The 13,206-nt window shown below is 68.5% G+C and carries 13 protein-coding genes; 4 read left to right on the top strand and 9 right to left on the bottom strand.

The features are described from left to right. Positions 1-44: 44 nt before the first annotated feature. The 4 genes from G7043_RS33575 to G7043_RS33560 form a co-directional block, all read right to left on the bottom strand. Positions 45-1,592 (bottom strand): alpha/beta fold hydrolase, encoded by a 1,548-nt coding sequence (locus G7043_RS33575; protein ID WP_166052673.1) that lies wholly within the window; start codon positions 1,590-1,592, stop codon positions 45-47. A 106-nt stretch (positions 1,593-1,698) separates the two neighbouring features. Continuing rightward, on the bottom strand, positions 1,699-2,112 hold the full coding sequence (locus G7043_RS33570) for a DUF3237 domain-containing protein (RefSeq protein WP_166052672.1): 414 nt from the start codon (positions 2,110-2,112) through the stop codon (positions 1,699-1,701). After that, positions 2,112-2,879, bottom strand: a complete 768-nt coding sequence (locus tag G7043_RS33565) for an SDR family NAD(P)-dependent oxidoreductase (protein WP_166052671.1) — start codon at positions 2,877-2,879, stop codon at positions 2,112-2,114. Before G7043_RS33565 ends, G7043_RS33570 begins: the two co-directional genes overlap by 1 nt. 51 nt (positions 2,880-2,930) lie before the next feature. Further along, complete coding sequence (locus G7043_RS33560) at positions 2,931-3,554, bottom strand: TetR/AcrR family transcriptional regulator (protein ID WP_166052670.1); 624 nt, start codon at positions 3,552-3,554, stop codon at positions 2,931-2,933. 74 nt (positions 3,555-3,628) lie between these two features. Between G7043_RS33560 and G7043_RS33555 the strand changes: the two genes are divergently transcribed. Beyond that, on the top strand, positions 3,629-4,615 hold the full coding sequence (locus G7043_RS33555) for a PHP domain-containing protein (protein ID WP_166052669.1): 987 nt from the start codon (positions 3,629-3,631) through the stop codon (positions 4,613-4,615). On the opposite strand, the gene G7043_RS33550 is transcribed toward G7043_RS33555, so the two are convergent. Beyond that, entirely contained in the window at positions 4,578-5,156 is a 579-nt protein-coding gene (locus G7043_RS33550) for a hypothetical protein (RefSeq protein WP_166052668.1), read from the bottom strand. The two genes, G7043_RS33555 and G7043_RS33550, sit on opposite strands and share 38 nt — an antisense overlap. Before the next feature lie 238 nt (positions 5,157-5,394). On the opposite strand from G7043_RS33550, the gene G7043_RS33545 reads away from it, so the two are divergent. The 3 genes from G7043_RS33545 (at position 5,395) to G7043_RS33535 (ending at position 7,362) form a co-directional block, all read left to right on the top strand. Beyond that, the gene (locus G7043_RS33545; protein WP_166052667.1) at positions 5,395-6,033 is read left to right on the top strand and encodes a sensor histidine kinase; all 639 of its coding nucleotides are present in this window, start codon (positions 5,395-5,397) and stop codon (positions 6,031-6,033) included. Positions 6,034-6,043: 10 nt separating this feature from the next. Continuing rightward, positions 6,044-6,670 (top strand): response regulator, encoded by a 627-nt coding sequence (locus G7043_RS33540; protein WP_166052666.1) that lies wholly within the window; start codon positions 6,044-6,046, stop codon positions 6,668-6,670. Positions 6,671-6,735: 65 nt separating this feature from the next. Further along, positions 6,736-7,362: a response regulator transcription factor gene (locus tag G7043_RS33535; RefSeq protein ID WP_166052665.1), complete on the top strand. Its 627-nt coding sequence runs from the start codon at positions 6,736-6,738 to the stop codon at positions 7,360-7,362. Positions 7,363-7,367: 5 nt separating this feature from the next. Here the strand turns inward: G7043_RS33535 and G7043_RS33530 are convergent, their stop codons facing one another. From G7043_RS33530 to G7043_RS33515, 4 genes are all read right to left on the bottom strand, one after another. After that, a complete protein-coding gene (locus tag G7043_RS33530) occupies positions 7,368-8,663 on the bottom strand; it encodes a COG1470 family protein (protein ID WP_166052663.1) in 1,296 nt (431 codons plus the stop codon). A gap of 97 nt (positions 8,664-8,760) precedes the next feature. Further along, on the bottom strand, positions 8,761-11,724 hold the full coding sequence (locus G7043_RS33525) for a VWA domain-containing protein (protein WP_166052661.1): 2,964 nt from the start codon (positions 11,722-11,724) through the stop codon (positions 8,761-8,763). Between the two features lie 2 nt (positions 11,725-11,726). Continuing rightward, positions 11,727-12,671, bottom strand: a complete 945-nt coding sequence (locus G7043_RS33520; RefSeq protein WP_166052659.1) for an NADase-type glycan-binding domain-containing protein — start codon at positions 12,669-12,671, stop codon at positions 11,727-11,729. After that, complete coding sequence (locus G7043_RS33515; protein ID WP_166052657.1) at positions 12,668-13,204, bottom strand: phage tail protein; 537 nt, start codon at positions 13,202-13,204, stop codon at positions 12,668-12,670. Before G7043_RS33515 ends, G7043_RS33520 begins: the two co-directional genes overlap by 4 nt. Between the last annotated feature and the right edge of the window lie 2 nt (positions 13,205-13,206).

The raw sequence follows: 13,206 nt of genomic DNA, 5'->3' as shown, positions 1-13,206 counted from the left end.
CTGAGGTCCATGAATGTCACCCCCATGGCAACTCACGCTGCGGATCAGAAGGGTTTGGGTTCTGCGGCGATCTCGTCGAGGATGGTGCTGAGCGGGACCGAAGACTGCGTCGACAGCGCGGCGGCCGCACCCGGCGGGACGTTCTCGGCGATGTCCGTACCGGCACAGGTGACCCGGGAAGCCGGCAAGATTCCCGACACCAGGTACTTGTTCACGATCGTGTCCACACAAGCGTTGCGCCGCAACGCGTAGTGCCCGTGCTGACCGTCGTTGGAAACGTTGATCAGCGGAATGCCCAGGTGCTCAGCCATGACCCGTCCGTTGGCCAGCGGAGTCTGCGTGTCACCATCAGAGTTGACCACCAAGCCGGCCGGGTACTTCCGCGTGATCGCCGGAATCTTCTCCGGCCGCTTGAACGCCCGGAACGTGCAGTTCGTCGGCGCCATGTAGTCGACCGTGCCACCGTACGGGTTCGTGTCCCGCCACCGCTTCATGTCGTTGTAGTACGTGTTCACATCGGTGAACCAGTCCCACTCACAAGTGACAGCCTGGTACACACCAGCAGAAGTGGGCTCGATGTCACCCTTCTTCAACGCGGCCACGATCGCGGAAGCCTCCCCAGGATCACCAGTCCCGGCCACGACAGAAGCGATGTGCCTGGAGAACGCCGCCCAAGACCGGCGATACCGAGTAGCCCCCACCGCGTAGTCGAACGACGAAACATCCGAGTACCCACCAAAAGGCCCAGCCTTCAACTTCTCCGCGATCCCGTCCAGCACCGACCGCACAGCAGCAGGCGTGGCCCCGAGCCCGTACGTCCCATGACGAGCAGCGGTCCACTCGGTCCACTTGCGAAGGTTGTCCGTGATGGCGTCCACCACGTCGACGTCCTGCTCGTGCCAAGTCTTCAACGGATCCAACGCGGAGTCCAGAACACTGCGATCCAACGACTTCGGGAACATCGAGCCGAACACAGCACCGAGCTGCGTGCCGTACGAGTACCCGACGTAGGAGATCTTCTTCTCCCCCAACGCCCCTCGGATCACGTCCATGTCGCGTGCGGTGTTCATGGTCGAGACGAACCGGCGCATCTCACCGCCGCCACGCTGGCAGTTCTCCTCAACCGCCCGCGAGTACTCGGACCAGTTGGAGAGCTGGGAATCCGTCGGACGCGTGGGCATCACGTCGTCGGACGACGTGGAAATGCACCGCAGCTGGGTGGACCGCCCGACGCCGCGCGGGTCCATGCCGATCACGTCGTAGATCTTCAACACCTCGGTCTGCGCGTTGAACCAATGCACAGCACCGAGTCCGGACCCGCCAGGCCCACCGGGGTTGGTCAGCAGGACGCCTCTGCGGCGCGCGGGATCCGAGGCACGTTTACGTGAGATCGCGATTTCCAGGTTGCCGTTGCCCGGGTTCTTGTAGTCCATCGGCACGATGACCGTGGCGCAGTCGATGCCCGTCGAGGGCGTGACCCAGCCGGCCGGGCACTCGCCCCAGGCGACGGTCTGGTCGTAGTACTCGTCCAACGGCCCAGCAGCCTGAGCCGTCCCCACCAGTGACACCACCAACGGAGCGACCAAAGCCACTCCACCCCAACGCTTCCTCACCGCAGAACCCCTCCCGATCATCGGTCAGCGACAGACGCTTCCGCAGTCGCCGACCCGATCGACACCCCCAAAGGTCGGGTGAATTTCACCTCACCTCGCACACCTCGTAGGTCAGCACCAGGCCGTCCAGAACGCCCTTCGCGACCGCCTGGACGCGGTTCAGCCACCGGTAGCGGTCGTCGCCGGTTTCGAACAGCGGGGCCGCGTACAACGGCTCGCCGAAACCATCCGAGACGTCAATCCGCCCTGAGTAGTGCAGAAACACGAAGGCGCCGTCGTGCGTGCGCAGCACAGAGCGGACGTCCAGCGTCGCGGTGCCGTCCGGGCCGATGGTCAGCCAGTCGGCGGCCGACGTGCCGTGCATCTCGCCGCGCAATCGGTCACCGACGAACGAACCGGACTCGACCTCGTAGATCAACCGATCACCGGATGGAGTTTTCGGGAGACGGTAAGGCTTTCGCAAGACAGCGGTCATCGTTCCCAACGGCACGAGCTCCATCACGCCACCGTCCCGCCGTCGACGACGATGATCGAACCTGTGGTGTAGGCGGCGGCCGCGGAAGCCAGGTACGCCACGGCACCGGCGACCTCGGCGGCCTCACCCACCCGTCCCAAGGCGGTCTTCGCGACCACGGACGCGTGCAGCCGCTCGTCAGCCACGATCGCCGCGGAGAAGTCAGTCCTGATCACGCCTGGCGCGACGGCGTTCACGCGGATCCCGGCGGGACCGAACTCCCGAGCCAAAGTCCGGGTGGCGCTGATCATCGCCGCCTTGGCCGCGGAGTACAGGCCCATGAACGGCTCGGCCTTCAAACCCGCTGCGGACACGATGTTGACGACCGAGCCGCCACCGTCGCCGAGCCCGGCCGCAACCGCAGCGCGGGTCAGGGACAAAGGCGCGCGCACGTTCACGGCCATGATCTTGTCGAAAGCGCGAGCGGAGACATCGATCAGCGGTCCGAACGGCGGCGCGGCGCCGGCGTTGTTGACCAGCACGTCGATCCGGCCGAAGCGATCGACGACGGACGACACGACGCCCGGGATCTCGTCGTCGTGCCCGAGGTCGGCGACGACGGGCAGGGCCTCGACCTCGAACTCGCGTTCCAGGGCCGACGCGACCGGCTTGGTGGCCTCGGCGGTGCGCGCGACCACGACAATGCTCGCCCCCGCGCGGGCCAGCGCCCGCGCCGACTCCAGGCCGATGCCACGGGTGCCGCCGGTGACCAGCGCGACGTGTCCGATCAGCGAAAACGGGTTGCTCGACATGGTGGCGAAATTATTCGACACTGTGTCGATTCAACAACGGCCACCGCTTATCTACCGGGAAACCCCGTACACGGACCGCAGCCACACCGCGGTCAGGGTGTCGACGACCTCACGGTCACGAGCCGCCGACTTCCGCGAGAGCGACAGGCTGTAACACATGGTCTCGTTCATCGAGACCAGCACAGTGGCCAGCGAACGTGCGGTCGGCGGCCCCGGCACGGCCACACCGGCGTCGCGTTCGATCTCGATCTGCGTCGCGGTCGAGTCGATGAACCTGCGGGCAACCCCGGACCAGAACCCGCGCACCAGTTCGCTGGTGTCGCGAGCACGAACGGCCGCGCGCAACACGGGACCGTGCGCCCGCCACAACGAAACGGTGCCCGCGATCGCCCGCCGGATCGAGTCCTCCGGCGGTTCGCTGCCCCGCCGCAACCACAGCGCCGCGTTGTCGTAGAGGCCTTCCACGACCCGTTCCGACAACGCGTACAGCACGGCTTCACGCGATTCGAAGTGGAAGTAGAACGTGGACCGGGAGATTCCCGCGCCGGAGGTCAGTTCGTCGACGGCGATCTCGTCGAGCGACTTCGTCTCGAGCAACCGCTCGGCGGTGTCGAGAATGGCCTGCGACGTCAGATCGCCCTTGCTGCGCTTGCGCCGCGAGCCGGTTGGGGACATGGCGAACATCATCGTGGATCGCCGCGACCCCAACAACACAAGGCGTGCGCGGTGCGGATGGGGTAGGAAGAGGTATGGATCCGGTCAAGGCGTTGAAGCAGGTGGCCTTCCACCTCGAACGGGCGGGCGAGCCGACCTACCGCGTCCAGGCGTTTCGCAACGCGGCGGCCGTTCTCGCCGAGCTGGACCCCGCGGACGTGGAGAAACGCGCGAAACTCGGCACGCTCACCGACCTGAAGGGCGTCGGGAAGTCCACCGCGGGCGTGGTCCTCGACGCGCTCGCGAACCGTGAGCCCGCCTATCTCGCGAAGCTCCGGCACGTCGACATCACCGGCGGCGAGGAGCTGCGCGCGCAGCTCAAGGGCGACTGCCACGTCCACTCCGACTGGTCCGACGGCGGCAGCCCGATCAGGGACATGGCGGAGGCGGCCCGCGATCTCGGCCACGAGTTCATGGTGCTGACCGACCACTCGCCGCGGCTGACCGTCGCGAATGGACTGACCAGGGAGCGCCTGGAGAAGCAGCTGGAGGTCGTCGCCGAGCTGAACGTGGAGCTGGCGCCGTTCATCGTGCTGACCGGCATCGAGGTCGACATCCTCGACGACGGTTCGCTCGACCAGGACGAGGACCTGCTGGCCCGGTTGGACGTCGTGGTCGCGAGCGTCCACTCGAAACTGAAGATGCCGAAGGCCGAGATGACCGCGCGCATGGTCAACGCCGTCGCGAACCCGCACGTCGACATCCTCGGCCACTGCACGGGCCGCCTGGTCGTGGGCAAGGGCCGGCCGGAGTCGCAGTTCGACGCCGCACGCGTCTTCGAGGCGTGCGCCGAGCACGGCACCGCGGTCGAGATCAACTCACGTCCGGAGCGGCTCGATCCCCCGCGCCGGCTGCTCAGCCTCGCCGTCGACGCCGGCTGCACGTTCTCGATCGACAGCGACGCGCACGCGCCCGGCCAGCTGGACTGGCTGAACTACGGCTGTGCGCGGGCGGAGGAGTGCGGTGTCACGCCGGACCTCGTGATCAACACCCGGCCCGCATCTCGGCTGCTGTCCGGGTGAGGTGCTCGTACCAGGAGACCAACGGCCCGGTGTCGGCCAGCGCCCGGCTCAGCGCGACCCGGCACAGGTCCCGGACGGGCTCGGGATCCCACCCGGACAACAGCTCGTCGATCGTCCCCAGAGATCCCAGCGCGTACCGCTCCAGTCCGGCGCAGATCGGCACGACCGTCCCGTCCGGCTTGACGACCAGCGGATCGACCCGCACGAACGCCGACGGGTCCGCCCGCAGCAGCGCGGCGGACGTGACGTCGAACTGGACCTCGACGGCGTCGTCCTCGGCGACCCGGTTCAGCTCGACCGCCGCGTAGACGAGGTCGACCCGGTCCACGCCGTGCGGGCGCACGCGCACCTTGCGCGCGCCCTCCCCCACCGCCTCGGCCGCCATGCGCCGAAGCGATGACACGTTGTCCGGCACCAGGTCGATCAGCACCGTCGTCCGGTGGCCGCTGGCAGCGCATTCACCCACATCGTCCAACCCCACCACGAGCTCGGCTCCCGGCACGGCCGTGAGCCAGCGAGGGTCGTGGACCTCGACTCCCATGTCCGTAAGGAGCGTCCATTCGGCCGACAAATACCTCCGTACCGCTCATCGGGCCATTTGGTTTTCTCATCTGGCTGTATCACGGCGAACGGCGCTTCCATCAGAGTGCAAACGAACCAGTCGCCCAGGTGGGCCACCTGCTCGGATGGGCCGATCAGGCGACTTGCCGCCACACCATCGGGAACGCCGGAAACGGGTACCGACGTCCAAGCGACGTCCTAGTTGGAGGGGAGGCAGCATGCGCCGCCAGTTCATCGTGCCCGCGGAGTCATGCGCCAGGAGTGCGGCAGAAGCACGCCGCACGGTGCTGCGCGACCTCCACGACGGTGTCGGCCCATCGCTCGCCGCCGTAGCCCTCGGGTTGCGGTCGGCGCGGCAGCTGCTGACCACCGACCCGGCCGGCGCGGCGAGGCTGCTCGCGCTGCTCGAGGACGAGATGCACTCCGCGATCGGCGACATCAAGGCGCTGGTGGCGAACGAGAGCCCGTCCTCGGTGACCAGGCTCGGCCTGGCGGGCGCCGTCCAGCAGTTCGTGGCCGCGTTGAGGTCACGGCTGCACGTCACGATCGACGTCGTGGTGCTCGGCGACCTCCCGCCGCTGCCGGACGCGGTGAGCGTCGCGGCGTACCGGATCATCCGCGAGGCGCTCACGAACGTCGTCACGCACGCCGACGCGCGCACGTGCCAGGTACGGCTGTGGTTCGACTCGGAGCTGCACGTCGAGGTGGTCGACGACGGCGTCGGTACCGCTGAGGTGTCGAACGGCGTCGGGCTCGCGTCGATGCGCCAGCGGGCCGGCGAGCTCGGCGGCACCTGCCGCGTCGAGCCCGGACGCGACGGCGGCACCAGACTCGCCGCGGCCATCCCGCTGAGATGAAAACACGATCATGATCTTGCGCGCCCTGGTCGTGGACGACCACCCGCTCTTCCGCCGCGGTGTCATGGCGGCTCTGACCGACAACGGCATCGACGTCCTCGGTGAGGCTTCCGGCGGCACGTCGGCGGTCGAGCTGGCCGCCCGGCTGCAACCCGACGTGATCGTCATGGACCTCAACATGCCCGACCTCGGCGGTGTCGAGGCAACGCGACGGATCGTGGCCGCGCGGCCGTCTGCCCGCGTGCTCGTGCTGACCATGTTCGACGATGACGAGTCGGTGTTCGCGGCGATGCGAGCAGGCGCGCGCGGGTATCTGGTGAAGTCCTCGCGGCCGCAGCAGATCGTGGACGCGGTGCGTGCGGTCGGAGAGGGTGAGGCGATCTTCAGCCCGGCCGTCGCGACCCGGTTGCTCGAGTTCTTCGCGACCGCACCACGTCCGAGCACGCTGCCGGAGCTGACCGGGCGCGAACGCGAGGTCGCCCGTCTGATGGCGGCGGGCAAGGGCAACGCCGTCATCGCCAGAGAGTTGTTCCTGAGCACCAAGACCGTGCGCAACCACGTGTCCAACATCCTCCGCAAGCTGCAGGTAGCTGATCGCGCCCAGGCGATAAACCTGTTCCGGGACAGTTCGGGATAACTGCCCCTGTCAGCCGGGACGTCCCAGGAAGGATGATTTTCAGGCAGACGTCAGAAGGGGAGCTGATGAACGCCGAACCGGTAACCGTTGTCCTGCACGCCGCCGACTCGATCACTCGCGCGGGCGTGACCGTCGCACTGCGCTCGCGCCCGGAGATCCGGCTCGTCGAACCGGAGACCGCGGAGAGCTGCGTCGCCCTCGTCGTCGCGGAACGTCTCGACGAGAACGTCCTGCAACTGCTGAGAAAGCTGCAGTGCCAGCCCAACCCGGGCATCGTCCTCGTCACGGGCGACGTGGCCGACTCCGAGCTGCTCGACGTCGTCGGCAGCGGGGTGTCCGCCGTGCTGCGCCGCGCCGAGGCCACGCCGGACACGCTGGTCCGCCTGATCCGCGCGGCCCACGCCGGGGAGGGGTCGCTGCCCGCCGACCTGCTCGGCCGGCTGCTGGGCCGGGTGTCGCAGCTGCAGCGCAACGTGTTGCGGCCCAACGGGCTCAACCTCGCCGGCATGTCCAGCCGGGAGACCGAGGTGCTGCGCATGATCGCCGACGGCCTGGAGACCAGGGAGATCGCGGAGCGGCTGTGCTACTCGCAGCGGACGGTGAAGTCGATCCTGCACGACATCACCAACCGCTTCCAGCTGCGCAACCGCGCCCACGCCGTGGCCTTCGCCCTGCGCGAAGGCCTCATCTGAGCTGGTCACTCAGCTCGCCCGTTGAGGACGACGGAGGGCGTGCACGCGCCCTTCGGTTGCGGGTTCTGGCAGCTCACCCGGAACACGATCTTCTCGCCGGGCTGGAACCGGAGCGGTTCCTGGAAGTGCTCGTCGCGGTCCCGGAAGTTCCCGAGTCCGATGACCCGGATGACGCTGCGGGTCCCGCCCGCGTCCCGGACGAGCTGGGCGGTGCCCGTGTCGCCCTTCGCGTTCTCGAAGAAGATGTCCTTGATGAGCAACGTCTTCTTGTCGTCCGGTGGGGTGAAGGTGACCTCGGTGAAGGTGCCGGCGTTCGCGACGATCGCGGAGGTGGAGTCGAGCCGGAACGTCACCGGTTCGCCCTTCTCCGCGGGCTTGGGCAGCGTCGGCGTCGCACTCGTGTCACCCGGTTTGATGCCCAGCGCGTCCAGGGCCTGTCCGGCGTTGGCCGCCGCCTCCTTCGACTCGTTCTTGGCCGCACCGGCGGCGCTGGCCGCCTCGTCGGCCTTCTCCTTGATCTCCTTGCTCTCCTGCTGCATCGCCTCGCGGGCCGCGGACTTCACGGCCGGCGCCAGCACCGAGAACCACAGCGCCACCAGGGCTCCCGCGAGCAACAGCAGCGCGATCAGGGCCGGCAGCAACCACTTCGGCAGCAGCTGGCGCTGGACCATCGTGCCCTGGGCGACCAGCGGCTCGCCCTGCTCCGGGACGACCTCGACCTGGAACGGGCGCCGCTGGGGCTCACCGCGCCAGAACGTCTTGCGCGGCTTGGCCCGCAAGCCGACGAACGCCGTGGTGCCCGGCGGGAGCGAGATCTCCGTGCGGTCCAGCCGGAAGTCGAGATCGTCCTCGGGGTCGATCGCTCGCAGCCGCAGCAGCGCGGGCGCGTTGCCCACGTTGTCGACGGCGACCTCGTACTTGGCCTTGCGGGCACCCTCCGCCTTGGCTGGCACCAGTTCCACGGCCACGTCGGTGAACGCGCCGACCACGACGACGCCCTCTTCGACGACCGACCCGTGCGGGTCCTCGCGTGAGATCACCCGGACGCCGAACGGGACGGAGCCCGCGTAGACGCCCGCGTCCCGGGGTGGTGCGAACCGGACGAGCACGGGCGCGGACTCGCCGGGGTTGAGGTTGACCACGGCCGGTTCGGCGTGGCTCCACGACGCGGCATCGCCGACGACGTCGATCGTGAACTGATCCACCAGCTCGCCGGCGTTGCGCACCACTACCTGACAGGTGACGTCCCCGCCCGGCGCGACCGCGAGGTCCGAAGTGGACAGTGTCGCTGTTGCTCCCATGACTTGAAGTCTCCTTCTTCAGCGGCCCTGTGGCAGCGGCGGTTCAGACGTGGGCGGGTGCGCTCATCTCTGCCCGTTGGTGCAGTTGCGCGGAAGGTCAGCCGCGCTCGACGAAGTCCGACGGCTGCACGGTGCTCGGCAGCGCGAGGAAGTCCGCGGACTTCACCTCGCCGAACTTCGTGCCCTCGACGGAAACGGCCTGCGCTTGGCGAATTCCTTCGGAGTCGTTGTGGAAGACCAGCAGCTGCGCGGAGAACGTGCCGTCGGCGGTGGTGACTTCTCCCGGTGTCTCGGAGATGCCGGTGGTCCAGCCGAGCCGGAGTTTCGCGCCCGCCGGGAAGTCCTTGCCCTGCAGCGAGACCACGCCGCCGAGCGGTCCGGCCTGCTGGTCGACCGTCAGCGTGGGCTGTTTGATCACGATCCGGGTGACCGCGAGGTTGTCCTGCGCGTTCTGGTCCGGACCGGTCGCGATCACGACGCCGACCAGTTCGCGGTCGACGGCCTGGGTGGCCGGGACGGTGAACTTGACCTCGGCCTGGCCGTCGGGCCCCAGCGTGCCGACCAGGCACTCCGGCTGGCAGCCGAACGCCGAAGCGACCACCCGCACGTTCGTCAGCGTCGACCCGGAACTGTTGAGCAGCTTGAAGGTCACGCTGACGTCGTCACCGCCGACGAACGCAGGCACCGGGTTCGCCGACACCGCGAGCGACAGGGAACCGGTGCGTTCCAGGACCTTCACGGTGACCTGGGACGTGATCGCGCCGACCGCCGCCGTCACCACGTGCTCGCCCGCGGTGATGCCGGTGGCCTCACCGGTCACCGTTTTCCGTTCTCCCGGGGCGATCGGGCCGAGGTTCGTGCCCGCCGGTCCGCCTTGCAGGCCGGGCGGCACGGTCACGGTGACCGTGGCGGGAGCGGGCGCGAAGCCGGAGTTCGTGACCGCCACCTCGATGGTCGTCTTGCCGTTGAACGGTATCTCGGCAGGTGTGGCCGTGGTGGTCACGGCGAGCCGGGGAAGTCGTTGCACTGTCGGCTGACCGGCGTTGCGGGTCAGCAACTGCGGGGTGCCGCCCTGGACGGGCACGGTGTACAGGTCCGGTGGCTGCTCGATGCCTTCGATCTGGAACACGAGCCTGGTTCCGTCGGGCAGCCAGGCGGGGTCGCGCGGGCGGATGATGTCTTCGGCGTCCTCCACGACCTGGCGGGCACCGGACCCGTCCGCGTTGACCGTGCAGATCCGCTCGCTGTCCTGGCTGAACGCGAGGCTCTTGCCGTCCGGGGACCACGCCGGATCCTTGTCGTCACGGGCGTCGCACGGTTCGGCGAAGCGCGCCGACAGATCGGTTTGACTGCTGCCGTCCGGCGTGACGAGCCAGATCCGCGCGCCCTCGGAGTCCTTCGCGACGACCGTGACGACGGCGGTGTCCGTGCCGGTGTTGCCCTGGGCGTCGGTCGCGGTGCAGGTCACCGTGGTGGTGCCGATGGGGAACACCGTGCCGGACGGCGGCGTGCAGGCCGGCGTGAGCGGCTGACCCTGGCTGTTGGTGGCACTCGCCTGGTACGTGACCGGCACGCCAGGGCCGTCCGGGGCCTGCACGGTCACGTCGTCCACGCGCACCAGCGGATCGACGAGATCGGCCACCCGCACGGTGACGGTCTGGACGTGGCCTGGCCGGACGTCGGGTTCGTTGTTGAGCCGGAACTCGATGGTGCAGCGCAAGGTGCTGCCCGGCGTGGCGTTCGGGGCGATGGTGAACTTCTCGGCGAACGTGAAGTCCTGCCCGCTCGGACCTTCGACCGGCCCCGGCGGGGTGAGCTCGACGCTGAGGCCGGTGTCGCACTTCGCCGTCGGCATGACCTTCACCGGGAGGTCGTCGATGCCCTTGAGGATCGCCTGGCCGATCTCCTTCGCGCCGCTGGTGAGGTGTTTGACCACACCGTTGGTGCGTGCGGCGATCTGCGTGGCCTGTTCTTCCGAGTCGAGCCGGCGCCCGGTGGCGGGGCCGGTGTCGACCCCGATGACGCGGACATTGGCTTTGTTCAACGCGGTGACGGCGTCGTCGAACGTGTCGTCCTCGTCAGGCCCCGGCAGGGTCGGCTCGTCGCCGATGAGCACGACGACCCGGCTCGAGTCGGGCCGGAAGTCGAACTCGCCGCTGGAGGTCTCGATCAACGCGTTGAACCACATCTCCTCCGAGTTGTCCTCGTCGACCAGCTTCACGCCCTGGACCGCGGCCACCGGGTCCGGCGTCAGCTCGACCTCGCGCTTGAAGAGCCTGATCCGGTTGTTCTCGGGGCCCGCGTAGGTGGCGACGCCGAACCTGGTCTCCGACTGCACGTCCTTGACGTCCTTGACGATCGCCTCGAGCTGGTCCTTCACCGCCTGCAGCTCCTCGCCCATCGACTTGCTGGCGTCGATGAGCAGCACCACGTCCGGGTTCGGCGGGATGCGCGAGGTGTGCACGACCTGTTCCAGGTCGAACGTGCTGCCCTGGCGGCCGGGACGATCGGTGTCGGGCTGGGTGATCTGCGGCGGCGGTGGGGTGATCGTGCTGGAACGGCGGCTGATCGCGATGGTCTTCCCGTCCGGGGACCAGTCCGGCTGGGTGTCGTCGGCGCTCAGGTGCTTCGGCACCGGGATCTCGCCCGTTTTGACGCCGTCGGCCACGCGGTAGATCTCGACGACCGGGCGGGAGCCGTCACCGATCGGGATCCAGGTGACGAGCGCGATCTGCGTGCCGTCCGGGGACCACGCCGGTTCCGACTGGGCGAGCACCTCGTCGTTGAGCCGCTTGGGGTTCGTCCCGTCGGCGTTGGCGATCATGACGTGCCTGTCGTCGACGTAGGCGAGTTTGGTGCCGTCGAACGAGAACGCCGGGTCGTACTGCTCACGCCGGTCGTTCGTCAGGTTGGTGCGCGTGTTTCCGTTGCTGTCGACGGTGAGGATGTCGCCGTCACCGGTGAAGCCGATGGTGAACGGCTCGGTCTGCGGTGGCTGGGCAACGGCTACCGGTACTGGCGCTGTCAGCAACGCCACGAGCAACAACGGAAGTGCGCGCACGGTCAATTCACCTGCTTCTGGAACAGTTCGATCTCGCTGATCGCCGTGTCGGTGCTCTCGGCGGACGGGTAAACGCCCGCGATGAGCACCTGGACCTGCTTGACGCCGTCACCGTTCTTGATGGCGTGCTGCTGCTCCTCCGGCGTGTCGATGAGTGGGATGTCGTGGGTCTTGCCGGTGTCGAACACCAGCGTCAGGCGCTGCGGCCGTTGGGAGCCCAGGTACTTCTTCGGGTCGCCGCTGCGCACGATGATCCGGCGCAGGTCCGCGGCGTGGTCGAACTGGATCGTCAGCGCGGCGGTCTTCGGGTCGGTCTTGGCGGCCCAGAAGGTGGCGGTGTTGTTGTCCATCGCGAAGCTCGCCGGGTGGTCCGGGAGTTCCGACGAGGCCGCGATCGCGCTCTGCCGGATGGGAACGGGCTTCTCGACGAACATGCCGACGACCGTGTCCTTCGCGTCGATCACCTGGGTGTTCACGTTGCTCCGGAACGGCTGGGAGAACGCGTACAGGCCGCCGAACAGCAGCACCGCGACCGCGAGCGCCCACCGGAAGGCCTTGCCGATGCCCTGGCGGACCTTGGTCGTTCTCCGGACGCGACCCGGCCGGCTGCCGCGTTCCCTGATCTTCGGTCCCTTGGTGGGCAGCCAGCGCTTCCACCAGGGTTGCTTCTGCGTGATCGCGTCGTGCAGCGAGTGGCCGCAGACGTTGCAGAACTTCCTGGTGGGCACGTTGCCGGACCCGCACTGCCCGCAGATCAGGTCGCCGGGCTGGGGCTGGCGTCGCAACGTCTGTTGTGGACGGTGGTGTGGCTGCTGCTGGGGAGCGGCGTCCGGGCGGACGGGCCCGGCCTGGACCTGGGCGCCGGTCCACTTCAGGAAGTCGCCGCAGTTGCCGCAGAACTCGGCGTTGGGCGCGTTGTGCTCCCCGCAGGTCTGACAGACGATCATGTGGTCACCTCGATGGTCGTGGCGACGTGGGCGGGCACCATCCGGCGCACCGCCGCGGTGATCCGCGCGCGGTCGACACCGTCCGGGTTCGCCACCCGGATGCGGATCAGCACGTGCGCGGGAGAACTGCCGGGCATCGGGCCCTGCGGATGCTGCGAGACCGACGTGCCGCCGCTGTCCGCGATGTCGACACGGCCGCCGGTGAGCAGCCAGACGTGTTCGGCGAGGCCCCTTCTGGTGCCGCGGAACCGGTGCAGCCGCACGGCGCGCGCGACGAGTTCGCGGCGTTGGGGTGCCGACCAGCTCTCGTCGAGGTCGAGCGCCACCCAGCCGGCCAGCCAGTCGACGAAGTCCGGCGGCGCGAGGCGCGGATCGAGGTAGGCCGGGAAGCAGTCGAGGACGGTGAAGACCGGGGCGAGGACCTCGTCGAGGGCCTGGGTGAAGCGCTGGGTGAAGTCGTCGTCGGTGTAGACGGCGGGCATGCGCTCGCCGAGGGGGTGGGGCGAGATCAGGTCATCTACCGCACTTCGCATGG

This window comes from Lentzea alba (genome assembly GCF_011067745.1).
GTDB classification, from domain to species: Bacteria; Actinomycetota; Actinomycetes; order Mycobacteriales; family Pseudonocardiaceae; genus Lentzea; species Lentzea alba.
The sequence above is the reverse complement of the archived record's forward strand: the minus strand, read 5'-3'. Positions and strand labels throughout refer to the sequence as shown.